Here is a 23,934-nt window from a genome sequence, read left to right as displayed (position 1 = left end):
AGCTCAATCTAAGGTGGGCTGAAAATCAGAAGATTTGGGATTTAAGAATAGTTTCCACTGAAGGTCTGGATTTTTATCCGCCGGTACTGGTCCTTTTGAAAACAATGTCCATACTCCTGAAGAAATATAATCCATATGATGCTTATCGAAGGTGTTTTTTGTAGCTATTTCATAATTTGTAGAATAATAATGAGAAGAATAATCTACTCTTTCTTCTCCTAAACGAGTGATATCTGCTTTAAGTTGCCTTTCTTTTTCTATATTTGATAGCCAGTCAATAATATCGTCGCTTTTAATATTCAGAGAATCTGCTACTTCCTTTTCAATTTGACTTTGTAAATCCTGGACTAGCTCTAATTTGGGAGTATTTTGTGCTTTTGCCCATAAACCGGTCACTACTTCAACAGCTTCTTGTCTATTGATATTTAATAAAGTGGCAATTTGATCGATCGTGGCATTCTGGCCTTTTAGTTGGCTCAATTTGTCTATCACATGGCCATATTCTCCAAATTCCTCTGGCTGGATTGTCGTTAGACAATCAATGATTTGAGATGTTCGATCTAAAATGGATTTGGCGTAAGCTTGTCCCAAAAGAATGCCTTTTAGAGAAACTGTAGACTTTCCCAAGTATTGAGCTAATTCTGTAATAGAAGGGGGCCACCCGAATTTTCAAAGCTATTCTAGCTCTTTTAATATCAGCTTGTTCAATTTTTAAAATCGCCTTTTCAATACTGCTTTTTTGGCTAGAAGAGGCAGAAGCCAATTTTTCCTTTAAATCCATTAATCTTACTTGTTGATTGACATAAAAATGAATCAATTGAGCTTTCATTTTTTTAACCGAATTCAGTGAATCTTCAGGGAAAGGGCGTTCTGCTTGACTTGAGCTTTGCAAAGGAGAGGGGGGAAACTTTAAGAGTGCTCGTGTGTTGGGTAGATCTTTCTAAAGAAAGATTGTCTTTTTCCTTCGTGCTTAATTTATCTTTCTTGGACTGAGGAGGAAGTAAAACCTGAGTAGGCAAGGTATCATTTGTTGCTTGAATGGGTTTTGGTAAAGGAGCGCTGTCCGATCCCTCCTCTTTCTTTTCCGATCCTTCTTCTTTTTTTTCTGATTCCTCTTTTTCCTCTTCTATTGAATGCTGTTTGGCTTCTTTTTTGTTTTGAATTGCATTTGAGGCAGGGGTAGAGAGAATATGAGAGGAAAATTCTTTGATTTTTTCTTCAAAAGATTTAAAAGATGCTCCCTTAGTTTTATTGTAATGTTTAATCTTAGTGTTTAATGTACTATAAAATTTTGTTTTCTCATTGTTTGTTAAAAAATTTATCTATTTATTTACTATTAGAACGAATATATTGATTGACACTTTCTAGTTGATAGCTTTTTAAATTCAATAATTTAATTATATTTAAGTTTGGATCTGTAATGTATAATTTTATTTTTACTAAATTTTAATTTATTCTTCAATCCAAGTTGTGATTTATAAACAAATATGCTATTCTAGAATTAGAGAGTATAGAATTTCTCTATTAAGCTAGTTAAGAAGGTTGTGTATGTCTGCCAATACAAATACATCACCCGTTGCTGGGCCAGAAGATCCTACAGCTGGAGCCGCACCTGCTGCGGATGCGACGCAGGCTGGCCAAACGCCTACTACAGGCGATGGAACAGCCTTATCTCCCAATTCTAGTTATTCTAACTTGGACGCCTTTAAAAAAGCGGCTCCTGCCGTTTACAAGCAAATGATGCAGGGGATTGCCATGAATATCTGTAATGACATGAAGCATCATCAAGAGCGATTGAAAGAGATGTGGCGCAAGGCATCACAAGACGCGGAAGGAAAATAAAATTCTTCTTGTGCCTTTGTGAAAGGGAATAGTAATTTTCTTAAAAGAAAAAGCCTTATTATCCCTTCTATAAATTTATTTTCCTAAGAAGCAATCCTAAAATTTCTACTGATTTGAATTCGGGTCCTTTTTCCTAAGAAAACTAGATTATTCACCTGAGTTTGAATTTTTTTGCCCTTTGGACTGACGTGAAAGCTTTTGCAAATAAAAAATGGCAAGACGGTCCCTATTTTTTAATATTGGCCGCCTTGCCATTTGTTCATCTCCGCTGCTTTGACGCAGTCGAAAGAGCAAAAAAGCTCCAAACTCAGGTTAGTATGAATTAGAAGCTAGTTTCTAAAAAACCTTGGATTCAAGTTTTCATCGTGGTAAAATTTTAGCAGCTCCAATCAATAAGCATGTGAAAGATTAATAATCTGAGTTTTGAATTTTTCCTTTTAGACTGCTAGGAAAGCTCTCGCTTTGATGCAATTGAAAGGGTCAAAAAAACTCGGCTTTATAGTGAAAAAGCTTTTATCAACTTGAGATGAGGTCATGTTCGACTACCAGTTATTCTTAGGATTTCCTTTGACTTCTAGTTATCAAAAAGCATTGACGGAGTTAGATGCGTCCCAACTGGCTCTATTTATTGAAGGAGGGGATCCCGCTTATTTACAGAAAATTGCCTATCAGGATCAGATCTATCTGGGCAAGTATGCGGGGCAGCTTGTTGAATTGTCTTCTCTTGAGTCTCTGCAAGCCCACATCTACAGCTTGCTTAGGCGGCTTGTTCCGGCCTTTGATTATGCCGGCTGTCCGTTGGTCTTATTAGCGGTCCCTCAGAGAATTTCTTAAAAATAGGCGATTCTGAGTTTTAAGAAACCCTCTCAGGCTAGCGAAGCAAGGAATGAGAGAATAGAGTGATAGGAATATGGAAGAGACAGATATTTTACTGATTACCGAAGAAGAAGCGGGTGAGCGTTTAGATAAAATCCTAGCTAGGCGTTTTAGCGCCATTCATTCCCGCACCTATTTTCAATATCTCATTGATGAGCATCTCGTTTTGCTTAATGGATCTCCGGTGAAAAAAAGGATTAAGCCAGAGGCGGGCGATGAGGTAGAGGTTCAATTTGCTGCTTTGCCAGAGATTAATCTCGCGCCTGAGAACATTCCATTGGCCATTATTTATGAAGATGAGCACCTGATGGTGATTAACAAGCCGGTGGGCATGGTTGTCCACCCGGCGCCTGGCAACTGGTCGGGCACGTTTGTCAATGCGCTTCTCTATCACTGCCAGCATTTGCCGGTTGATCCGCAGTCTTTACGGCCAGGGATCGTCCATCGGCTCGATAAGGAGACATCGGGATTGCTTGTCGCTGCCAAGACATTGGAAGCTCAGCAAAAGCTCATTGAGTTGTTTGCTTCGCGGCAAGTCTATAAAGAGTATTTAGCCATTTGTATTGGAAGGCCTCCGGATGGAGAAATACAGGCTCCTATCGGACGCCATCCCATTCATCGCAAGCAAATGGCCGTTGTTCCGAATGGGCGGCCTGCCACAACAATTTGCAAGACTTTGGCTTGGAATGAAAAGTTGAGCTTGGTTCAAGTGGTCATTACAACAGGCCGTACGCATCAAATTCGCGTCCATTTAAAATATAAAGGCACGCCTGTTCTAGGAGATCCTTTATATGGTCAATCCTCCGTCAATCATTATTATTCCGTTTCCCATCAATTATTGCATGCCTCGACTCTTCGCTTTAAGCATCCTTTAACAGGTCAATTATTGACTTTTAAAGCAAATCCTCCTGAAGACATGCTGCGTTTTATCAAAAAAATTAGCCCGAATTGGAGGGAATGGGCAGAGGTTAGCTCATAGGGAAAGACAATGCGTTTAGTCATTCAGCGTGTTTTAGAGGCCTCTGTTAAAATAAACCAGCAATTATATAGCTCAATTGGGCCTGGATTGCTTGTTTTACTTGGCATACACCGAGAAGATCAAATCCAGCAAGTCTTATGGTGCGTCAATAAATTGACGCATTTGCGCATTTTCAGCGATGCCCAAGGGAAGATGAATGTTAGCTTGAAAGAAGCTAAAGGCCATGTTCTCGTCGTCAGTCAATTTACCCTGTATGGAAATTGCCTGGGTGGACGGCGACCAGACTTTCTTCAAGCGGCTCCCCCCGCTCAAGCATTGCCCCTCTATCATCGCTTTATTGATGAGTTAAAAAGGGAAATTGAAGTGGTTCAAACAGGAGAATTTGGTGCAGATATGCAGGTCTCCTTAACTAATGATGGCCCCGTTACTTTATTAATTGAATCTGAGATAAAGTAAAGATTGCCATCAAAAGGCTAATTGACGGCGTGCTATAGGAAAAAGTTAATCTAACTTAAATTTCTAAAAATAATTTTAATGTTTTTTAGTAGAAAATTATAGAATAATCCGCTATCGTCAGTTCAAATGGGCAATTTAGTTGTATTGCATACGACGTCGAAGGTTATCAACGTTTCATATTTGTAAAGGATCGAATTATGAAAGAATTTGTAGCATATATAGTCAAGAATTTGGTGGATCATCCTGACAAAGTAAAGATTAACGAGATTGGCGGCACACAAACACTGATTATCGAGTTATCAGTTGAAAAATCCGATATCGGTAAGATCATTGGAAAAAAAGGCAAAACGATTAATGCGATTCGCACCCTTCTTATGTCCGTAGCAAGCCGTAATGGAATTCGCGTTAATTTAGAAATTTTAGAAGAAAACTCAAGACCGGAATAAGACAAGTTAGAGCGTAATATGTTATAAAAGCATCTTACGCTTTGACGCATGCTTTGTGCGCATGCATGGTTGCTATAATTCCTAAGCTTCCTTATCAGTCAAGTTTGGTAGCAATAATAAGTGCTTCTTAATCCAACTTGATAGCGTTACCGCTTATTCCCATTTTTTAATAATTCTGATTTATTCCCGATCTGTCCGCGCTTGGAGCTAGGCGATTGGGAACTTTAAGAAAAGACAACTTTATTTCTACGTTTTATTTTAGAAAGCGATTCAATTTCTTGAGATCGCTTGTCTATTTTGTTTGCCTTTCGTCTGCTTGGAAAATCGGATTGCTGATTGTTTCTTTTATAAGCGAGGGAGGAAGGGGGTAATCATGGATTTGCGGGAATTTAGAGTCCCTGCTTTAAATTTTAAAACGGCGATGGGAATTCCCTGCTGGTAATTGTCGACGATTGTTCGCGGAACGCTTGAAAAATGGTGCGAGAAGATTTGCGCGTATTCTTTAGCATTTGGGCCTAAGAATTCTAACGACATGCTTTCAATAATATTTTTAACGGCAAATTGGAATCCTGCTAAGAAGCTATTGAGGTGGTCGTGGGCTTGCTGGGTAGGGGGGATCCAAAACCAAACCTCATCGCGGTGGGCGTAATTGCCGACTTGATTCTTATAGACTTCTTCCGCGCTTGCAATTGTGCTAATCATGTGAATATGCAAGTCAATTTCTGGGCGCTCGCGGTTAACTTCTCTAGATTTGTCAAACCAAATCTCTTGGATTTCGTGAGCATGCTCTGAGAAATAAGGAAAATTGGAAGCAAATATCTTGGTTTGACCGACACGGGCACAGCCATTCTGCTCTTTTGCATCTAAGAAAATATTCGAATAATGGCCATTAATGCAGAGGCCTAAGTTGGACTCTACTTCTGATTCTCGGAAGCTGTAAATGCTCTTATAGAGGGCATACATATCTTCTTGTTGCAAAATGCGCTGGGCAGCTTTCTTAGCAAACGTTTTATCTTTGGGAAGATCGTCAAAATGGACGATTTCGGTTTCTTGGCCTATGGAAAGCGATTTTAATCGATTGAGAAGCTGGGCGACGCAGTTCACATCGCGGGCCGAAACCTTGGTTAGAAGGTCTGTATCATCTAAAATGGCATGCAGGAAGAAAAGATATTCATCGAATTCCCGCTTAGGATGGACATAAAATGGCTGATTCTTTTGCGCAGCTATGCGGCGCTGTAATAGACGTTGCAAAATGCGTATTTGGCTAGGAGAATTCAAAGAAGAGCTGACTTCTTTAATCTGCCTTTCAATTTGCTCGGGCGTCATGCCTCCTAAGCTGTATTGGTCATTAAGCGCAAATGCCTGCTCCGCAATCAACACGTTGCACGATTGGGCATCTCCAATTAAAGCAGCGGGAATCGTTTGCGTTCTTAAATGGCTCTTATGATGGTCGATAACGCTGATCACTTCCAAATAAGGGGCCATTCTAATTTCTTCTAAATTGCAGAAATCCCTCAAGCTCACAGTTCCTAGGCCGGTCTTGCGCAAATCTTCAGCTCTGACAATTCCAACTGGAAAAAGAGAATCGTCTTGTTCTTGAATAATGACGGTTAGGAAGTCGTAATTTTGAATTTTATGCCGCATCTCATCGACATCGCTGCGCATGTTAATGTAAAGCAGCGGGAAATCTAATACTTTATACTTAATGCCGAGGACGACATCCAGGCGCTCCACATAATTGCGCACGCTATGGATAGCGGCATCTAACTGACCAATGATGTTTTTCAAGTAATGGAAAATTTGAGGGCGGTCTTCTTTTAGGCGGCCTTGCTTGTCAAAGATATCGCTGGAGGGCAAGGATTCTACTGCTTCCTGAAAGCGGGCGAGCTCGGGAAGGGAAAGCTTATTGAGTGCTTCGTTGAGGTCGCGAAAAGTTCCTTCCAGCCCTTTCTCTACCCCTAAAATTTTATGAAAAAAGTCATTTAAGTCGCTCTTTTGCCTTTCATTAAATTCAAGGGCAGGCTCGCAATCTTTAATTTTGACATCGAAAATAGAAGAATTAAAAGCAGGGAAATCTTGAACCGAAAGATGTTCTTTAGCAAATAAAGAGATCAATTGCGTGTGAAGATTATTTTCAAACCATCTCAAGCAAGATTTAAACAAAATGGTGATTTGTCTGACAATTTCCACATCAGAGCTGCGCCAATCGCCTAAATAATGGCCCTGCTCATTGACCAAAATGATCGACTTTTCATTCAAGCCATGGTCAATTTCTCCCGTTAAAGTACTCCCTAGTTCCTTCTTAAAACTTTTTTGGGTAACAAGGTCCATGGCTGTTAAACTTAAGGCCTGGGCCGTATGCGGGAGATAGGCAAAAACCCCAGGACCGAAGACCTCGCGGAAAATAGAAGTCACGGGAGAGTCCGGAGGGCCTCCTGGCAGGCTCCATTGATGCAAGCTTGTTCCAATGCGGGCGGCGAAAGCATCCAGCCAGCCCCAAAATGAGGCGATCATCGTATCTACGTCTGGAGAGAGATGTGCGGCCACGAAATGCGTCCCTTGATAAAAGCGGTCCATGCCTATTGGAAAAAAAGCTTGGTAGTCGCTGCGAGGAAGCCATTTTCCTGCAATTTTAGCACGCACTTGATAATTATCCTGCTCGGACAAATCAGAGAAATTGTTCAGCCAAAATTCAAAGGAAGTGAAAGTAAACGGTCTGTTTAAAACTTCTTCTCGATTGACGCGATCAATGAAATCTAAGACTTCTCTAAGCAAAAATGACTGGGTAGGTGCTTCTTGGATCAATTTGCATAAGGTTTCGTTGACTTTTCTAAAACGCTTGCGGAGGGTGAGATCTAAAAAAGCCGGCTCTCGAAAAGACGCAATGACAGATTCCAGATTGGGAAAGGAATTCGAATGAGGAATAAAATTGCTTAAAATACAATTCGAGGATGAGCTCAATAGTTTTGACATAGCTAGGAAACCATTTTAGGAATCAAACGGACTGAGTAGGATTCGAACCTACGACCACCCGCTTAGAAGGCGGGTGCTCTATCCACTGAGCTATCAGTCCAAGAGGTTAAGATAGAATAGAAGGGTTATCGCAATAAAATCTAGCATGATAGGGGGAAAGAAGGTTATTTTCAAGCATTTTTCCTTTTCAAAGAGTAAAATTTTGCCAATCCCTCTCAAAAGGTCTTTAAACAGCGATAATTCAAATGCGTTTTCTAGTTTCTAGGGGCGTGCCATCAATGACTAGGAACGCTATCCGCATTCTTTTCCCTTTTCTAGAGAGAAAAAATAACCGAATAGAAGTTATTGGTTAATTGAAGATACGCCTTAAAGGTTTCAATTTTCCCTTATACCTGGACCATTCTAGCCATTGCTTCGGCCTGAGCATGTTCATTCCGAATGTGAATGCGGACAATTTTGCCTATAATGGAAACAGTATAAATTCCCGTTAGAAGCATGAATCCGGTTTGATGGATCAAATTGAGAATCCGCAAAGCGGCCGCAAAAGAAAGGGAGACAAGGGAATAAGTGATGACATGAACGGTTTCAGGGCGGAGCAGACGGTTCCCCACAGTCAAATTGCAAATTTGAAAAAGAATATGCTGAGCGAGATGGTGAGCGACAAAAACAGATGCCGATAGAACGGGATCGACTTTGACAAGATAACCATAGGCATATCCCATCAGGCCATCAAGCGTTGCTCCAATTGGCAATGTCGACAAGCGGGGAAGAGTAGTTTGCATAAGATCTCCTCAAAAAAGTTGCCCTATCATATTCTTCTAAAAATTATGAAATCAACTAGAATTTGTAATTAATTAATCCCAAATTTGAGGTTATTAACTCAAATAAAAAAGAAATTTTATATAAAACTTTTCTCTTTAAATTGATTTGCAATCAAGGAAGTAATTTCGAAAACTTGTTGAACAGCCTGGTGATGGCTATGCATAAAATCTAGGATAAGTATTAAGAGATGATCTTTGACTTGCTAATTGTCTATTCAAGATTATCCCTTTCTAGGAGAAAATAATCTTGAATCTAAACACCTTCAATCTCTAAGAAGGTGCATTAAAACCACTAATGCCCTAGATTCGCGTTCTCTCCTATTGCCTCCTAGGGAGAAAATAACCTCAACTATCGATTATTATGCGTTTTAATACATCCATCCTCTAATTCATATAAGGTTAAACATGGTTTCTAGTTTAGCAAATCAAGCCACTGCAGTTTTTGTAAGATATTTACCTGAAGACATAGATGCGCTTAGTCTAGCCGATCAAACAGAGCTAAAGCAACTCGAGTCCTATTCTTTTCCTCCTGATTTAGCAGCAAAAATATTTGAAGATATCATCAAGCAAGGCAAAGATTTCAGGCTGCTTCCCTATTTTCCCAATCATTATCTTTCGCATATCCCGCCAATTAGATCCTTATTGAGAGGCAAACCGGAAAAGATTGTAGAAATTGCCAATAGTATGTTGCAAGCCCTCCCAAGTTTGAAAAGCCTGGATTTATCAGGCACAGAAATGAGCCGCTTGCATGAATTAAGGCGTACTGAACAAAATCAGATTGAAGAGTTAGATCTTCAAAACTGCTTAAATGTACCTGAAGGAGAAATAGCGCTAATCAGAGAGAGATTCCCTCGGCTCAAAAGGCTCGATCTTTCGCGGACTAAGATGACGAGATTGAAGGCCAAAAAGGCTGCTTCATCCTTTAGTTCCGCGACTTCCTCTCTTTTATTCAAATCCCTTAATTTTCTCCATCAAGGAGCTGAAGATCTTTTAGGATACTTTCTTTCTTTCTCTATTCCTTATCCTAAAGAAGAGCCTAGTGAGGAGCCACCATCCATCGAAGAATTCACTTTTCCTATTGAAGAGCTAATATTAAAAGAATGCAATAGCCTTTCTGCTCAAGAGCTAGGCAGCATTAACACAATCTTTCCTAATCTAAGGAAGCTTAACTTGGCGGACACGCAGATTGATTGTTTAGAGGGATTAAATTTACCAAAGCTCGAGGAATTAAGTTTAGCGAATTGCCGCAATCTTCCGAAAGAGGAGTTTAGAAAGCTGGCAAAGACGTATCCAAATCTGAAGAAACTTAATCTAGAGTGGACTCGCATTGATAGTTTAGAAGGATTAGCTTTGCCGGAGCTTGAAGAATTAAACTTATATCGGTGCCGCGATCTTCCTAAAGAGGAGTTTAGCAAGCTGGCAAAGATGTGTCCTAACCTCAAGAAGCTTGGGTTGGCTAATACTAAGATTGATAGCTTAGAAGGAATAGATTTACCAAAGCTCGAGGAGTTAAATTTAGCGAATTGCCGCAAAGTATTTAGCGAGCTGGCAAAGAGATGTCCAAATCTTAAGAGGCTTAATCTAGAACGAACTCAAATTGCTTGCTTAGGGAGTTTAAATTTACCAAAGCTCGAGGAATTAAATTTGGCTAATTGCCATAATCTTCCTGGATGGGAATTTAGCAAGTTGTCAAAGACCTGTCCAAATCTTAAGAAGCTTAATCTAGAATGGACATGGATTGATCGCTTGGAAGGATTAGATTTACCACAACTTGAAGAATTAAATTTGACTGATTGTCAAGATCTTCCTAAGGAGGAATTTAGCAAGCTGGCAAGGACATGTCCAAATCTTAAGAAGCTTAATCTAGAACAAACTCAGATTGATAGCGTAGAAAGATTACATTTACCACAACTTGAAGAATTAAAATTAAATTCCCGCGAAAAAATGAACGGCATTGAGTGTAATATTGATTTACTTGCACAAAGAAGTCCAAATCTTAGCAAGCTTGATCTCTATCAGACTTCCCTATTGATAGAAGACTTTTATTTACCAAAGCTTGAGGAATTAAATCTGGTTAAATGCACGACGGCTATCAATGAAAAATTCTTTGAAAGTCTCAAGCAAAAAAGTCCTAATCTCAAGAAACTTAATTTAATTTTTAATGATTTTTCAAAAAAAGATCCAAAAATATTTTTTAGCTTACCAAATCTTGAGGAATTAAGGTTGGAGGGAGGACACCTTGAAATTACAGAAAATTTTTTCTACAGCCTCAAAAAGAATTGTCCAACTCTTAAACGGCTTAATTTGAGGTGTAATAAGATTGAAAGCATAGAAGGCTTGGATTTTCCCCAGCTTGAAGAGTTAGATTTGCAGAATTGCGAATTCTTTGAAGGAAAACTTCCCCTCCATCAAAAGTGTCCGAATTTGAGAAAACTTAGTTTATGTGATTCCAATATAAAGTCTTTAGAAGGCTTAGATTCGCCGATTCTAGAAGAGTTAAGACTAAGTTACTGCAAACAATTGCCTGTTCAGGAATTTCTCCAGATTGCAAAGAAATTTTCAAATCTTAAGAAAATAGATTTGGGAGGAACGAACATTGACAGTTTAGAAGGCTTGACCTTATCTCAACTTAGAGAGTTAACAATAAGGGCATGCGAACAATTGTCGGAAAATGAAATTCTCACCCTTGCTAAGAGGTGTCCCAATCTTAGAAAAATTGATTTAAGCTATACGCAGATTAGTCATGTAGATGAGTTAAATTTACCGAATCTGGAGGAATTAGAGTGGTTCCAATTATTTCCCGTGAGCTTTAATGGCAAGGCATTTCCTCAACTTAAAATCCTTAGAATGGGGGGCGTTCATGCTTTCTATGGGCTTCCCTTTCTCAATTTAGAAATATTGGAATTTAGAAATTTTTTATCACCGAATCAAGTGGCTAAAATAAAAAAAAGACTTCCGAGACTCAAAGAGTTCCTTCCTCATTAAAAATAACAACTATAAAGTGTGTTTTTTATAAAACTCTAAACACAGGTTAGTAAGAAAAACATTATCCTTTTCAAAGAAGTTAGAGAATCATATTGGAATGATCAAATATTTTATCTGTCATTACAATCTCACGCTATGAGCCTTACCTGTTTAGCACGACCAGAGTGTCTTCAATTTTAATTTTTTCTTGTTGTTGACGTTCTCTTGCATAAGACCTCCTTGAAAGAGAAGGTCTTGTCGAATCTAAATTTTTTATTTATTTTTCAATAAAAACAGTCCGATCACACTGACAGCGGCAAATATCATCTCTTTGATTAAAGTTCAAAATATCCAAGAGCTTATTTAAAAAGGAATTTTTCATAAAATATTCACGCAAATAAGGGAGCTGGTTGCGTTGGACTTGGATTATTTAATTTGTTAAAATTAAAATTGTTTATTGCAGGATTGTTTCTGAAGTCATTTGTATTGATTTAAATTAGTTAACTATATATTTTATTTTTTTTATTTTAATTTGATTTTGAGAAGGATTTGATGAAAAGGAAAATGATAGAGGGGGAAACACGAGACGTTACTCAAGTGTACTTGAGCTTAGGCGGCAATCAAGCGAAGACATGGACGCTCTTAGAGCAAGCGATTGAAAAATTGGCCCGCGTCCCCGATGTGCAAGACTTACGCGTTTCTTCCTTCTATCAGACGTCTCCTGTGGGAAATGAAAATCAAGCCTTCTTTATCAATGCCGCTTGTACGTTTCAAACGACTCTTATGCCCAAAGCTTTATTGCAGCAAACCCAGCGTATTGAAAAAGAGTTGGGAAAAATTCCAAAGCCTAAGTGGGCGTCTAGGCCCATCGATATTGACATCTTGTTTCATGGCGAAATGGCTTATGTGGATGAAGAGTTGCAAATCCCGCATCCGTGTTGGCAAGAACGCCTCTTTGTCCTGATTCCGCTAGCTGATTTGACCCCATGCGTCCATGTCAAAAGAGGAGAGCTGCGGGAATCCTATCTTTTAAAAGAGTTGATCGATCCTCTATTAAGTCATTCGCAGCAAATGGTTTCCTTGCTGGAGAAAAATGATAAAGTTGGCTAATATGATTCTCCGTCATTTACATGAGAGTCATTATGCATCGAATTCCCGTTAAAGATTTTGCTATTGGACCCGATGAGCCTTTGGTGGTGATGTCCGGTCCGTGTGTGATTGAAAGCGAAGACCATTGTCTTAAAGCCGCTGAAACATTAAAAAAAATGTTTGCCAAGCACGGCGTTCATTTAATTTTTAAATCCAGCTATGATAAGGCCAATCGGTCCGCTTACAGCTCTTTTCGCGGCCCCGGCCTGCAGGAAGGCCTGCGCATTTTAGAGCGCGTGCAAAAAGAATTGGATTTGCCTGTCGTGACAGATATTCATTCCGTAGAAGAGGCAACAGCAGCTGGGAAGGTATGTGACATTCTCCAAATCCCTGCTTTTCTATGCCGCCAGACCGATTTGATTATCGCAGCTGCGCAAACAGGATCGATTATTAGTGTGAAAAAAGGGCAATTCCTGGCTCCCTGGGATATGGGTAATGTCGTCGATAAAATTACGTCTGTTGGCAATTATCAAATTATTTTAGTCGATCGGGGGACAACCTTTGGCTATAACAATCTGGTTAGCGACATGCGGGGCATTCCCATTATGCAGCAATTTGGCTATCCTATCTGCTTTGATGCCACTCATTCCGTGCAAAAGCCGGGCGGGCTGGGGACAATGTCTGGAGGGGACCGGGAGTTTATTCCCATTTTAGCTAAATCTGCTTTAGCGGCAGGCGCCAATTGCTTATTCATCGAATCCCATCCAAATCCTGCAGAGGCCAAAAGCGATGCCGCGTCGGTCATGGATTTTAGGGAGCTGGACAGGTTGCTTCCGCAATTTAAAGAACTGTATGAGCTGATTCAGAGGCAAAATAAAGTGGATAAGCCATCAATTTAAGGAAATATGTTTAAAAGAAAAATTGTTGGCTTAATATGCATTTTAGCGGCTTTAGTTGCCGGGAGCTTGTGGTTTTTCCATTCTCCTAGCCTGGAAGATCACGACCGCTATCTGAAGCTCCTAGAATACAGCGATTCTTCCAAACAGCAAACGGATAAAAAAAAGCCTTTTACAACGAGGCAGCAACGCTCCCAAGTATCCAAGCAAATTTTTTTTATTAATGATCAAGGCCGCTTGCAATGGCGCTTAAAAAGCGCGAGCTCCGAGCTGACTTTTGGACAGCAGGCGGATTCTATGGAATTAGTTGAACACTTTAAAAATGTGTCGTGTTTGATGCAGGAGAAACTGATTTTTTCTCAAAGCGAAAGCCAGGAATCATTGAATCTCTCTCTTAATCAAAGAAAGGGAAAGAGAGAGGAAGAAGGCAATCTTTCCGCTTCTCATCAACTGATCCGCTGCCTTCAGGCGCAACAAGCGGTTTACCACTATAAGACCCAAGAATTGGCGGCCGAAGATGTCGACCTTGCTCGCTACTCCATTCCTGGCCATGAATGGGTGGATATTTTTGACTCTTTTAAGCCTGTCATGAAGGGCCAGGCGCAGCGCATCCAACTCTCTTTTTCACCAAGCGAGCCCTCTTTTAAAGCCCAAGGAATACGAGCGACCTTTCAAGATTGGGAGAAAGCATTTTGAGGCAGTGGAAAATTATTATAAAAGCCTTGCTAGTCCTTGCTTGTTTAAACGCGCAGTTAAAAGGCGAAGAAGAAGCAGAAGAGCAAATGGTGATCACATCCGGGGAAGCCGAATATAATGGCCAAGAAATTTCTCTTGTAGGAACGGTCGAAGTCCAGCATGGCTTGGGGAAAATCTCTGCCCATCGCTTGATCGTCATGCCTTCCGACCAGGGAAATAAAAAAAGTCGCTTTTCGCTTTTAAAAATTAGCGATGATGTCCGCATTGAGCTGCAGGGAGGGGGACAGCTGCATTGCCAGCAGGCAGAAGTGGATTCTCTTAAGCTTCAAGGAATCTTTTTAGGAAACGCTCGGCAGCCTGATGTCATTTATAGCAATGCGGGCGAAAGAGACGGCCAAACGCTCCATGCGCGTGCGCCTTTGATTGTAAAAAGCGAGCAAATGCAATTTAATCTGATCCGCCAGCCATCAGAGGGGAAATTAAAGACGCTTGTGCAATCCATTCAAGCCAATCAAAATGTACGCGTTCATTACAACCAAGATTATTTGCTTCTGGCAGATCAAGCGTTTTATCAGCGATTGCCTTCTCAAATGAGCCCGACTAAGGGCCTCTTGACGCTGTCTGCAGGTCTAACTCATCCTGTTTGCCAGGCGACAAATTTAAATGGCGACCGCATTCAATCTCAAAGCATTGTTGTCGATACAGTCCAGCGTTCCTTACATCTGACACAGCCCCAGGGGACTTTATATACTTTAAGCAAGGATCAGCAGCGGCAGAATGTTCGGTTTAATGCAGACGAACTCACTTGGTTCGATACAGAGCAGCGTATGCATTTAAAAGGGCATATTCGCATCGATCAAGAAGGGATTGCCCATGTTAAGACTGATCACGAAGCGGACATTCAAAGGGGAGGCGCTGGCAGTAAAAAGAACATACGCTCTATTGTTTCTTCTCAAGATACGGAGTTGACCTATATGGATTCCAAGAAAGGAATTGCTCATAGAGTCGTGTGCTGCGGCCCAGTGGAAATTGATCATGAAAAATATGAAATGCGGATGCAAAGCCCAACGGATTTGCAAGGAGAAGTTCAAGAGGGAAAGCAGATTTATTTTGAAAATGCCTTAGGCGATATGTATGCCGATCGGATGCATCTCGTTTATTCTTTGGAATCGGGAAAAATGGTGCCTGCAAAAATCACTCTGGAAGGGCATGTGCAAATGCTCAACCGCTTCGACGGTCATTTTCAAGAATCGAGCTCTGTCCTGCAATATGCTCTGGCCGATCGCGTAGAATTTTTTCCTGCTGTTCAAGAGATTTTGCTATCCAGCTCGCCTGGCAGCCGCGTGTTATTCTTTGATAAGGTAAACAATGTCAAAATGAGCGCCCCTTCCCTAAAAATTCGGCACGATGAAAAGAGCCAGAAAGGATCCATCCAAGGCATAGGAGACGTGCGTTTTACTTTTATCGAAAAGGAAATGGATCAGCTGCGGCAGCGATTCCGCTTAGATGATAAATCCCAATAACCTTAGGCTATCATGGCAGACCAGTCTTATTCTATTTGTTTAAGTGTTGAGAATCTTGTGAAAAATTATGGCGGCAGGCGGGTTGTCAATGGCTTGTCCTTTCAAGTGCGTCGAGGCGAGATTGTGGGGTTATTGGGTCCTAACGGGGCTGGAAAAACAACGGCTTTTTATATGACCGTGGGGTTAATCCGGCCGGATGAGGGAAAAGTGTTTTTTCAAGAAAAAGATGTCACCCAATCTCCCATGCATAAACGGGCCCGCATGGGAATGGGATATCTGGCTCAAGAACCCTCTGTTTTTCGCAGCTTGACTGTTGAACAGAATATTTTGTGCATCTTAGAAACCCTGCCGCTCTCAAAGCAAGAGCGCAAAGCGCGCCTCGAGCAATTGCTCGGCGAGTTGCACTTAGAACATTTGGCAAAGAAGAAAGCGGCAGCCCTTTCAGGAGGCGAGCGCCGGCGTGTAGAAATTACGCGGTCGCTTGTGACTAATCCATCCTTTTTAATGTTGGATGAGCCCTTCGCCAATATCGATCCCTTGTCCGTGCAAGATGTCAAGCATCTGATCCAGCTGCTCGCCAAAAAAGATATCAGCATTTTAATTACAGATCATAATGCCCGTGAAATTTTTTCGGTTGTCGATAAAAGTTATTTGGTCCAAGAGGGAAAAGTGACGGTAGAAGGGACTGTGGACGAATTGATTCACAATGAAAATGTCCGGCGGACTTATCTGGGAACGAATTTTAAGATGTAAAAAGCGAACTTCAAGACGAGAGCAGAACTCCGTAAAGGAGTCCTGCCAAGAAGAAGTTATTGTTGTTGTTGTTGTTCACTTGTATGAGAATAAAGTTCATTGGGGCGGAAGAAAAACAGAATTTCTTCCTTAGCAGCCTCTGGACTGTCCGAGCCATGGACTGCATTTTGGCTGACCGATTCTGCATAGTCGGCGCGGATTGTTCCTTTTTCAGCCTTTTTGGGATCCGTCGCTCCCATGAGCTGGCGGTTTTTAGCAACCGCTTGATCGCCTTCCAAAACCAGGACAATGACAGGGCCGGATGCCATAAAATCCACTAGTCCAGGAAAAAATGGGCGGTCGCGGTGGACGCGATAAAATTGAGCGGCCTGATTTTTGTTCAAATGGACCATTTTAATTCCGGCAACATGCAAACCCGCATGTTCGAAGCGAGAGATAATATCACCGATGTGATCTTGACGGACGGCATCGGGCTTAATAATAGAAAGGGTTCTCTCTTGTACTTCAATAGGCTGGCGCTGGGCATTTCCAAACCGCCTGTCTTCTTGCATAGGGCCGCCTGGATTAAATTGATTGGTGTGGCGATAATTTGTGTCCATAGACTCTCCTTTATAAGAGTCATTTCCCTCTTGATCCCCTTCTTCGCGATTGTCAGCGCTTTGCTCGCCTTTATAATTTTGATCCATGCTTGAAGCCGGTGCATTTCTCCATTCGCTATAGCCCGCATTATCGTTAGGGCCGCGCCAATCGCTGTAAGGACGATTATTATAGTAAGGACGGTTAGGGGCATTACGGTAGTTGCCCCGTCCGCGGGGAGGCGCATAATTGTTGTTATAGCCATTATAGTAATCATTATAATAGCCATTGTTATAGCCACCACCATTATAACCACTGTTATCATAGTAATAGGCGCCGCTATCTGGTACTCTTTGAACTTGAACTTCGAGGGCTGGACGAGGCGGTTGTGCGCTCAAACCCATTTGTAACAGAAAAGAGACGGATAGAAGTGTTAAGGTATTTAGCTTCATTGTACCATCCTTGTTAAAGTTATGAATTTAAAACTTATCTTATAAATCATCATAAGTTTTTTAACACGCTTTTCAACGAGTTGCAAAGCTGCGGAAAACATTTAACTCAAGTATTTAGTCTGGCTTGCCTAACAAAGATAAGACAATCATCCGCATCTCTTTAGCGGGAAAGAACTCAAATCTAGGCCATTAGCAGTTTTAAGAAAACCTTCTATAGAGCGATAATTCGTTGGAAATTTCTCAAACAGATCTTGACGTGACGAATCAAAGGAATAGCGTGCGGGCACAATAGGGCTTATCGAAACAGCCTCTGCATTGCCGTCAAATTATAAAGACAGCGGTGTTTTGTCAAGAAAATTCCTTAAAAGAGGCATCCCTTGTTCTGTCATAATGGATTCGGGATGAAATTGAACGCCTTCTATATCATAAAGGCAATGCCGCAACCCCATAATTTCTCCGCCAGAAGTTTGAGCCGAAATATGGAGGCAAGAAGGAAGGGAATCCCTCTTTACAAGAAGGGAATGGTAGCGGGTGGCCAAAAAGCCTTGGGAAAGATGATGGAAGACTCCGCAGCCGTCATGCAAAATGGCGCTTGTCTTGCCATGCATGGGATAAGCTGCCCGTACAACTTCGCCTGCATAGACCTCGCCAATGGCTTGATGGCCCAAACAGACTCCTAAAATGGGGATAGTGCCGGCAAAGGCGTTGATTAAAGCTTTTGAAATGCCAGCTTGAGAGGGAGTGCCTGGGCCTGGCCCAATGACAAGATGTCTTGGATTTAAATCCAGGCACTCTTGAATAGATAAAGCCTGATTCCTCACTACTCGAACATCAGCGCCCAGCATGCAAAAAGACTGAACGAGGTTGTAAGTAAAGGAATCGAAGTTATCAATAAACAGCAACAAGCGAACCCGATGCGTTAGCGAGTTCTATCGTGCACTTCTTCTGCAGTGAAGAAATAGGCGATTTCTGTTTTGGCTGTTTCAGGCGAGTCTGAGCCATGAACGGCGTTTTCGTCAATTGTCTTAGCAAAATCTGCGCGAATCGTTCCTGGCGCAGCCTTTTTAGGATCTGTCGCGCCCATGATGTCACGGTTTTTGCTAATGGCATTTTCGCCTTCTAAAACGAGAACAAGAACAGGGCCTGTCGTCATAAAAGAAACGAGGTCATTAAAGAAAGGACGGCCTTGATGCACAGCATAAAAGCCTTCGGCTTCTTTTGTGCTCAAGTGCTTCATTTTGGCAGCGACAAGGCGCAGTCCTGCTTTTTCAAAGCGAGAAATAATATCGCCGATATGGTTTCTTCCTACGGCGTCTGGTTTAATAATAGAAAGGGTGCGTTCTAAAGCCATGATGTTAAGCTCCTTAATTAGCATGGTTTAAATTGCGCATGACTATAACAAAATAACGCAAAAAAATCACGGCTAAATAAATTCTTAGGGACTGCGGTCTGATTCCTTATAGATAAAATTATTCTCAATTTGCTTGAGTTTAGTTAATTGGCAAACTGAAGAGGCCTTCTCACTTCTAAGCAATGGCCGTATCGATGCCGAAGAAGACATTTTCTTCCGGATTAATCGTCTGAATAAAATCATCCACAGATATGCCGGCAGAAGGAATGGGAACAGACACGGGCTTAGCGATAAAGAGCGTCATTTGCCTTTTATAGATGTCGGTAATAATGTCTTTTTGATACAGCCATTGCATCTGAGTAGGAGGAAGCAAAATTTCTCTTTCGCTATTTCCAAATTGCGATAAAGGAGTAATTTTTTTCCCTTTTAAGCTTTTAATCATGACGCCGACTTCCGTAAATTCATTGAAGAAAGCGTCTGCCGGTTTCCCATAAGCCGTGCTTAAGAAGCCCATTTCATTGGTGATTTCCCCTCCTTGCAAGACAGCCCATTTGCGCTTGGCCAATACGCTTTCTGGAAGGTCCCTCTCTCCTCGGTAAAGATATTTTTGCGGCTTGCCGTCCGGACCGGGGGGAGGAACGTAGTCCGGGAGTTTATTGAGTCCGGAGACTGCAACGGCAATATGCAGCAAGGCTTCTTTAATCGTTTGATTCGCTTTAGCTTTTACCGTGAATACATCGGGCAAAAAATAATTAGACTCAATTGCCCCATCTATGTCCCCGCGCATCAAGGCATTCATTGTGCGATAAAAATTGCCGGTGTAGATGTTAATGGCTTCTTTTTCGGCAAAAGATAAATGCCGGCAAAGCTCTCCCGGATCTAGTTGGTCGAAATCCTCTTCCAGTGGACGGCCGCCGCGAATAGAAAGATAAGGCTTATTGTAAAGAGCGCCTTCATCTAGAAGCTTATGATACGCTTGCAAATCTTCCTCGCTAAGAGAAATCTGATTGAAGTTGACGCGTTCTAAAAGAGTCGAAAATTGATAGATTTTTCCTTGATAAAGCGCTAAATAGCGCTGGTCTTTTTTAATAAATTTGACAGAGTCAAAGTCTTTCAACAATCCTTTAATCAGGTTTTCTAACAGCTCCGTCTCCAAGTTCTTTGTTTGTGCCTCTGAAACAATTTTCTTTTTGACCTGCCCTTCCTGGCCAAGCTTGATAAAACTGGCTATCGCTCTTTCAAATCCTTCTTTAAAAGCTTCATAAGGCGTCAAAACATCCGATAAAATCGGCTCGCTGTTCTTGAGGTGCTTTTCATATTTCTCTGTGGTCTGTGCAAATAGAGGATGATACAACGGACTGATAAGAAAATTTTCAGCTAATTTCATTTTAGCTAATTGAGTCTGTTGAATATTTGTCATAAAAGGATGATCACTTTAAAAAATTAAGATAGATGAATATAGTAAAATAATTTAAATAAAAAATAAAGGTGTTAATAATTTTAAATTAAATTCATTTATTAAAATCGATTTGTTAATAAATTACTTCTTTTAAAGAAGTTATCTTAAAACCGCTAATGGCCTAGATTTGCGTTCTTTCCAGTCATTGAAGACAAGCTTTTAGGGGATATTTAACAAGCCTGAAAAGAAAATAAAAAAGGCAAAAGAGCAAAGAATAGAATAGTGAATGGGTTCATCAAGAGGTGTTTGACTTTCAAACAATTTATTGATATGGGTAGGGGGAATGAATTTTTAAAAAGGAGCGGAAATGCCCACTCATGCTTTTTCAGTTGGAGAAGTGCTTAAAGCCGGATGGAAGAAATTCAGAGAGCAGCCTGCGACCTGGATCGGTGCGCTTATCATTCTCTTTATTGTGTATGCCAGTCAGCCTTTTGTTCAAAATTTGATTACGGGAGGGGAAAATGAAAATTATCCTCATCCGGGAATAGTGATCCTTCTTTCAATCATTTACATCTTGATCGATTTGGGATTGACATTGGGATTGATCTATATGGGCATTCGAGCAGCGGATAATCTGCCTGTCCATCTTGGTCATTTATTTGCTCGCTTCCATTATGTCTTTCATTATTTGATTGCCAAGATTGTTTTCTCTCTTATTGTCCTAGCCGGTCTGATTCTGCTCGTTTTCCCGGCTGCAATATGGGGAACCCGCTTTGGCTTATTTCCCTTATTTATTGCTGATAAAGGATCCGGTCCGATCGAGTCTTTAGAATTAAGTTCTTCGGCTTCTAAGGGAGCAAAGTGGGATTTATTTGCTTTTTATCTTACCAGCTTTCTTATCTTTTTGGCGGGAATCGCTGTTGTCTTTTTAGGGATTTTGATTGCGATGCCTCCTATTTATGTGGCTTGGGGCTATATTTACCGTCGTTTGACAACACCTACTACGCTGCAGCCCGTTGTGATTACTCCACCTCTTCCTAGCACAGAAGGAAAGGTAATAGAGCCTTCAACAGGAACGACAATAGAGCCTTCAACAAGTGAAACTCCTCCAACAGTCACTTAAATACTCTCGCTTAAGGCTTTCATGCTCATGCATTGAAAGCCTTTCTTTATTTCTTTACTTTCGTACAAAAGAATCTTGCTTGCTTTTTTCTTTTTTCAATACAGACAGTGTGCTATAAATAGAGTTCTTTTGGAGCAAAAAGCAAACCTTTTGTTTAAAAGGTGTATTAAATAAACGCCTTCCCATCGAATTTGATGATTAATGGGATAAGCTCCGGATTTTCAAAAAACTTCATGCGATTAATTGTTGGTATTTATGCGGATTCCTTTATCTTGGCTTAAAGAGTACATTGATTTAACCCTTTCACCCGGCGAGATAGCTAAAATCTTAACGATGGCTGGATTAGAAGTGGATGGCTATGAAACAATAGGAGCTTCCTTTTCAGGTATAGTTGTCGGTCGCGTTTTGGAAGCGGAAAAGCATCCCAATGCAGATAAGCTAACTGTAGCAACTGTAACTGATGGCAGCCAAACTTATCAGGTCGTTTGCGGAGCGCCCAATTGCCGCAAGGGTTTAAAGACGGCGTTTGCTTTACTTGGAGCGACCTTGCAAGACGAGGGAAAGGAATTCAAGATAAAGAAGACCAAAATTCGAGGCGTCGAATCCAGCGGCATGCTCTGCTCAGGGGCGGAATTAGGCCTATCCGATGAGCAGGATGGAATCATGGAATTGCCGGAGGAGTTGCCGGAAGGAATGTCTTTAAGCGATATTTATGCGGACACTATTTTTGAAATTTCCCTGACGCCTAATTTAGGGCATTGCGCAAGCGTCATTGGAGTCGCTCGCGAGCTTGCAGCAGCTATAGGATCGGCCTTGCGCTATCCTGCTATTTCCCTGAAAGAAGCTGCGCAATCCGTCGAAGAAAGCGTCCAAGTAGAAGTTGTGGATAAGGATGCGTGTCCGCGCTATACCTGCTGCGTCATTAAAGATGTCAAGGTGGGGCCTTCTCCTGATTGGCTCAAACAAAGATTGGAAAAGTGCGGAATTCGCAGCGTCAATAATGTTGTGGATGTGACCAATTATGTTCTATTGGAAATGGGGCATCCGTTGCATGCGTTTGACTATGACCAAATAGAAGGCCAACGTTTACTCATCAAAAAAGCTCAAGAAGGCGAGGCATTTGAAACTTTGGATGGAAAGGTGCGTGCTCTGCAATCTTCGCATTTGATGATTTGCGATGCCAAGAAGCCAATTGCCATTGCTGGGGTAATGGGAGGCATGAATAGTGAAGTGAGTGAACAAACGCACCATATTGCTCTGGAATCGGCCTATTTTGATCCTGTCAGCATTCGCAAGACAAGCAAACAGCTCGGCTTGCAGACGGACGCCTCCAAGCGCTTTGAAAGAGGAACGGATCCCAATCAGTTAACCACGTCTTTGAATCGAGCTGCTATGTTGATCCGAGAGCTGGCTGGCGGGCATATTCAAGCTGGCGAGATCGATATAAAGGCAAAAGATTTTCCGGAAGCTGTTATTCATTGCCGACTAGCCCGCATCAATCGAATGCTCGGAACGTTTCTTAGCCGCGGTGAAGTGGAGGATATTTTTAAAAGGCTGGGCTTTGGCACCCATTGGGATGGACAAGACCGCTGTGCCGTTCGCGTGCCGACCTACCGAGTGGATTTGAAAGAAGAAATTGATCTAGTGGAAGAAGTCGCCCGCTTATATGGCTATGACAATATTCCTAGACAAGGAGGAGCTTATCATTCTTCATCCCTTCCGCCGGCCCCTATTTACGTATTTGAAAAGGAAGTACAAGCGCGTTTGATTGCCGAAGGGCTGCAAGAATTTCTCACTTGCGATTTGATCGGGCCTTCCTTAATTAATATCGTGCAAGATTATTCTATGCCTCCAGAATCGGTTGTCAGTGTGGTGAATCCCACATCCATCGAACAATCTATTCTGCGCACGTCCCTTTTACCTGGCCTATTGCAAGTTGTCAAATATAATATCGATCATCAAAACCACCATATTGGCGGATTTGAAATTGGTAGAATTCACTTTAAAGATGGCAATCAATATAAAGAGCAATCAGTTGCAGGAATTATCTTAACAGGCAAATCCAGTCCGCATCATTGGGATATTAAGTCGCATGATTATGACTTCTATGATTTGAAAGGCATTGTAGAAAATATCTTTAATGAATTGGGCATTCCGCAGCCGGTTTTTAAAAATTTAGGCATTGAGACTTTCCACTCGGGCCGACAGGCATCCGTTTTTGTCAATTCTTTGGAAATCGGATCTATAGGAGAAATTCATCCGGCCATTCAGCGGCGCTTAGACGTCTCGCAGCGTATTTTATTTGGGGAATTTAATTTGCATGATCTCATGCAAATGGCCAAGCGCCGGGAGAAGACAGAGCCATTGGCGATTTATCCTGGATCGGAACGGGATTGGACTTTTACAATTACAGATAAGGTTTCTTTTGATGTCATCCTTGACGCGATTAAAAGCCAGCAATCGCAGCTTTTAGAAAGAGTGTCTCTCCTTGATATTTATCGCAGCGATAAGCTCAGCCCAGGCTATCAGAACATGACCTTGCGTTTTACCTATCGCGATCCTTCTAAGACGATTGCCCAAGATGTTGTAGAGGCAGAGCATCAACGCTTGCTGGCTGAAGTGGTAAATAGACTTGGGGAAGCCCTGAAAAGCTAAGAGGGTGTATTAAATGACCTAGATTCGCGTTCTTTTCCCTAGGAAGCGATAGGAGATAGCAGGC

Annotated in this window: 21 protein-coding genes, 1 tRNA gene and 1 pseudogene; 15 read left to right on the top strand and 8 right to left on the bottom strand. The window is 41.5% G+C overall.

Annotation, left to right across the window (positions count from 1 at the left end):
- Positions 1 to 3: 3 nt before the first annotated feature.
- Entirely contained in the window at positions 4 to 591 is a 588-nt protein-coding gene (locus BN3769_RS02305) for a hypothetical protein (protein ID WP_068467139.1), read from the bottom strand.
- Positions 592 to 1,038: 447 nt separating this feature from the next.
- Between BN3769_RS02305 and BN3769_RS15115 the strand changes: the two genes are divergently transcribed.
- The 6 genes from BN3769_RS15115 (at position 1,039) to BN3769_RS02275 (ending at position 4,599) form a co-directional block, all read left to right on the top strand.
- Positions 1,039 to 1,161 carry a hypothetical protein gene (locus BN3769_RS15115; protein WP_255354170.1) on the top strand — a complete coding sequence of 41 codons (123 nt, stop codon included), beginning with the start codon at positions 1,039 to 1,041 and terminating at the stop codon, positions 1,159 to 1,161.
- A 387-nt stretch (positions 1,162 to 1,548) separates the two neighbouring features.
- Positions 1,549 to 1,842 (top strand): hypothetical protein, encoded by a 294-nt coding sequence (locus BN3769_RS02295; RefSeq protein WP_068467135.1) that lies wholly within the window; start codon positions 1,549 to 1,551, stop codon positions 1,840 to 1,842.
- A 534-nt stretch (positions 1,843 to 2,376) separates the two neighbouring features.
- Complete coding sequence (locus tag BN3769_RS02290; protein ID WP_068467133.1) at positions 2,377 to 2,676, top strand: hypothetical protein; 300 nt, start codon at positions 2,377 to 2,379, stop codon at positions 2,674 to 2,676.
- A gap of 76 nt (positions 2,677 to 2,752) precedes the next feature.
- The gene (locus BN3769_RS02285) at positions 2,753 to 3,697 is read left to right on the top strand and encodes an RluA family pseudouridine synthase (RefSeq protein ID WP_068467131.1); all 945 of its coding nucleotides are present in this window, start codon (positions 2,753 to 2,755) and stop codon (positions 3,695 to 3,697) included.
- A gap of 9 nt (positions 3,698 to 3,706) precedes the next feature.
- Positions 3,707 to 4,153, top strand: coding sequence for a D-aminoacyl-tRNA deacylase (gene dtd / locus BN3769_RS02280; protein WP_068467129.1), 447 nt, complete (start codon positions 3,707 to 3,709; stop codon positions 4,151 to 4,153).
- Between the two features lie 197 nt (positions 4,154 to 4,350).
- Entirely contained in the window at positions 4,351 to 4,599 is a 249-nt protein-coding gene (locus tag BN3769_RS02275; RefSeq protein ID WP_011174907.1) for a KH domain-containing protein, read from the top strand.
- Positions 4,600 to 4,944: 345 nt separating this feature from the next.
- Here the strand turns inward: BN3769_RS02275 and BN3769_RS02270 are convergent, their stop codons facing one another.
- The 3 genes from BN3769_RS02270 to BN3769_RS02260 form a co-directional block, all read right to left on the bottom strand.
- On the bottom strand, positions 4,945 to 7,572 hold the full coding sequence (locus BN3769_RS02270) for a hypothetical protein (protein WP_068467127.1): 2,628 nt from the start codon (positions 7,570 to 7,572) through the stop codon (positions 4,945 to 4,947).
- Positions 7,573 to 7,599: 27 nt separating this feature from the next.
- Positions 7,600 to 7,672, bottom strand: a tRNA-Arg gene (locus BN3769_RS02265).
- A gap of 286 nt (positions 7,673 to 7,958) precedes the next feature.
- Complete coding sequence (locus BN3769_RS02260) at positions 7,959 to 8,354, bottom strand: hypothetical protein (RefSeq protein ID WP_068467125.1); 396 nt, start codon at positions 8,352 to 8,354, stop codon at positions 7,959 to 7,961.
- A gap of 444 nt (positions 8,355 to 8,798) precedes the next feature.
- Here BN3769_RS02260 and BN3769_RS02255 point away from each other — a divergent pair, with 444 nt between their 5' ends.
- From BN3769_RS02255 to lptB, 7 genes and pseudogenes are all read left to right on the top strand, one after another.
- Positions 8,799 to 11,378 (top strand): leucine-rich repeat domain-containing protein, encoded by a 2,580-nt coding sequence (locus BN3769_RS02255; RefSeq protein WP_068467124.1) that lies wholly within the window; start codon positions 8,799 to 8,801, stop codon positions 11,376 to 11,378.
- A 43-nt stretch (positions 11,379 to 11,421) separates the two neighbouring features.
- A pseudogene (locus BN3769_RS14620) lies at positions 11,422 to 11,517 on the top strand (IS1 family transposase); the annotation flags it as partial.
- 392 nt (positions 11,518 to 11,909) lie between these two features.
- A complete protein-coding gene (folK, locus tag BN3769_RS02250) occupies positions 11,910 to 12,467 on the top strand; it encodes a 2-amino-4-hydroxy-6-hydroxymethyldihydropteridine diphosphokinase (RefSeq protein WP_068467122.1) in 558 nt (185 codons plus the stop codon).
- Positions 12,468 to 12,499: 32 nt separating this feature from the next.
- The gene (gene kdsA, locus BN3769_RS02245) at positions 12,500 to 13,345 is read left to right on the top strand and encodes a 3-deoxy-8-phosphooctulonate synthase (protein WP_154017790.1); all 846 of its coding nucleotides are present in this window, start codon (positions 12,500 to 12,502) and stop codon (positions 13,343 to 13,345) included.
- A 6-nt stretch (positions 13,346 to 13,351) separates the two neighbouring features.
- Positions 13,352 to 14,038 (top strand): hypothetical protein, encoded by a 687-nt coding sequence (locus BN3769_RS02240; RefSeq protein WP_068467118.1) that lies wholly within the window; start codon positions 13,352 to 13,354, stop codon positions 14,036 to 14,038.
- Positions 14,035 to 15,561 carry a hypothetical protein gene (locus BN3769_RS02235; protein ID WP_154017789.1) on the top strand — a complete coding sequence of 509 codons (1,527 nt, stop codon included), beginning with the start codon at positions 14,035 to 14,037 and terminating at the stop codon, positions 15,559 to 15,561. The genes BN3769_RS02240 and BN3769_RS02235 overlap by 4 nt, the downstream gene beginning before the upstream one ends.
- Positions 15,562 to 15,573: 12 nt before the next feature.
- Positions 15,574 to 16,314 (top strand): LPS export ABC transporter ATP-binding protein, encoded by a 741-nt coding sequence (gene lptB, locus BN3769_RS02230; RefSeq protein WP_068467114.1) that lies wholly within the window; start codon positions 15,574 to 15,576, stop codon positions 16,312 to 16,314.
- A gap of 56 nt (positions 16,315 to 16,370) precedes the next feature.
- On the opposite strand, the gene ndk (BN3769_RS15210) is transcribed toward lptB, so the two are convergent.
- From ndk (BN3769_RS15210) to BN3769_RS02210, 4 genes are all read right to left on the bottom strand, one after another.
- Positions 16,371 to 16,865, bottom strand: coding sequence for a nucleoside-diphosphate kinase (gene ndk, locus BN3769_RS15210; protein ID WP_068467483.1), 495 nt, complete (start codon positions 16,863 to 16,865; stop codon positions 16,371 to 16,373).
- A gap of 803 nt (positions 16,866 to 17,668) precedes the next feature.
- Positions 17,669 to 18,247, bottom strand: a complete 579-nt coding sequence (locus BN3769_RS02220) for an anthranilate synthase component II (RefSeq protein ID WP_068467112.1) — start codon at positions 18,245 to 18,247, stop codon at positions 17,669 to 17,671.
- Between the two features lie 14 nt (positions 18,248 to 18,261).
- Positions 18,262 to 18,693, bottom strand: a complete 432-nt coding sequence (gene ndk / locus BN3769_RS02215) for a nucleoside-diphosphate kinase (protein ID WP_068467110.1) — start codon at positions 18,691 to 18,693, stop codon at positions 18,262 to 18,264.
- A gap of 175 nt (positions 18,694 to 18,868) precedes the next feature.
- On the bottom strand, positions 18,869 to 20,113 hold the full coding sequence (locus BN3769_RS02210; protein ID WP_068467108.1) for a hypothetical protein: 1,245 nt from the start codon (positions 20,111 to 20,113) through the stop codon (positions 18,869 to 18,871).
- Between the two features lie 346 nt (positions 20,114 to 20,459).
- On the opposite strand from BN3769_RS02210, the gene BN3769_RS02205 reads away from it, so the two are divergent.
- Both BN3769_RS02205 and pheT read left to right on the top strand, forming a co-directional pair.
- Positions 20,460 to 21,215 (top strand): hypothetical protein, encoded by a 756-nt coding sequence (locus BN3769_RS02205; RefSeq protein ID WP_068467106.1) that lies wholly within the window; start codon positions 20,460 to 20,462, stop codon positions 21,213 to 21,215.
- A gap of 255 nt (positions 21,216 to 21,470) precedes the next feature.
- Positions 21,471 to 23,870: a phenylalanine--tRNA ligase subunit beta gene (gene pheT / locus BN3769_RS02200; protein ID WP_068467104.1), complete on the top strand. Its 2,400-nt coding sequence runs from the start codon at positions 21,471 to 21,473 to the stop codon at positions 23,868 to 23,870.
- Positions 23,871 to 23,934: the final 64 nt, after the last annotated feature.

Origin of the sequence: Candidatus Protochlamydia phocaeensis (assembly GCF_001545115.1) — a bacterium.
Classification (GTDB): domain Bacteria; phylum Chlamydiota; class Chlamydiia; order Chlamydiales; family Parachlamydiaceae; genus Protochlamydia_A; species Protochlamydia_A phocaeensis.
Note: the sequence above shows the minus strand (reverse complement) of the source record. Positions and strands in the feature narration are given on the sequence as shown.

Bases quoted from the DNA above. Each gene is read 5' to 3' on its own strand.
- folK (WP_068467122.1), top strand. From the start codon at position 11,910: ATGAAAAGGAAAATGATAGAGGGGGAAACACGAGACGTTACTCAAGTG.
- BN3769_RS02205 (WP_068467106.1), top strand. From the start codon at position 20,460: ATGCCCACTCATGCTTTTTCAGTTGGAGAAGTGCTTAAAGCCGGATGG.
- BN3769_RS02285 (WP_068467131.1), top strand. From the start codon at position 2,753: ATGGAAGAGACAGATATTTTACTGATTACCGAAGAAGAAGCGGGTGAG.
- BN3769_RS02210 (WP_068467108.1), bottom strand. From the start codon at position 20,113: ATGACAAATATTCAACAGACTCAATTAGCTAAAATGAAATTAGCTGAA.
- kdsA (WP_154017790.1), top strand. From the start codon at position 12,500: ATGCATCGAATTCCCGTTAAAGATTTTGCTATTGGACCCGATGAGCCT.
- ndk (WP_068467110.1), bottom strand. From the start codon at position 18,693: ATGGCTTTAGAACGCACCCTTTCTATTATTAAACCAGACGCCGTAGGA.
- BN3769_RS02260 (WP_068467125.1), bottom strand. From the start codon at position 8,354: ATGCAAACTACTCTTCCCCGCTTGTCGACATTGCCAATTGGAGCAACG.
- BN3769_RS02270 (WP_068467127.1), bottom strand. From the start codon at position 7,572: ATGTCAAAACTATTGAGCTCATCCTCGAATTGTATTTTAAGCAATTTT.
- dtd (WP_068467129.1), top strand. From the start codon at position 3,707: ATGCGTTTAGTCATTCAGCGTGTTTTAGAGGCCTCTGTTAAAATAAAC.
- BN3769_RS02290 (WP_068467133.1), top strand. From the start codon at position 2,377: ATGTTCGACTACCAGTTATTCTTAGGATTTCCTTTGACTTCTAGTTAT.
- BN3769_RS02255 (WP_068467124.1), top strand. From the start codon at position 8,799: ATGGTTTCTAGTTTAGCAAATCAAGCCACTGCAGTTTTTGTAAGATAT.
- lptB (WP_068467114.1), top strand. From the start codon at position 15,574: ATGGCAGACCAGTCTTATTCTATTTGTTTAAGTGTTGAGAATCTTGTG.
- BN3769_RS02240 (WP_068467118.1), top strand. From the start codon at position 13,352: ATGTTTAAAAGAAAAATTGTTGGCTTAATATGCATTTTAGCGGCTTTA.
- ndk (WP_068467483.1), bottom strand. From the start codon at position 16,865: ATGCAAGAAGACAGGCGGTTTGGAAATGCCCAGCGCCAGCCTATTGAA.
- BN3769_RS02295 (WP_068467135.1), top strand. From the start codon at position 1,549: ATGTCTGCCAATACAAATACATCACCCGTTGCTGGGCCAGAAGATCCT.
- BN3769_RS02275 (WP_011174907.1), top strand. From the start codon at position 4,351: ATGAAAGAATTTGTAGCATATATAGTCAAGAATTTGGTGGATCATCCT.
- pheT (WP_068467104.1), top strand. From the start codon at position 21,471: ATGCGGATTCCTTTATCTTGGCTTAAAGAGTACATTGATTTAACCCTT.
- BN3769_RS15115 (WP_255354170.1), top strand. From the start codon at position 1,039: ATGGGTTTTGGTAAAGGAGCGCTGTCCGATCCCTCCTCTTTCTTTTCC.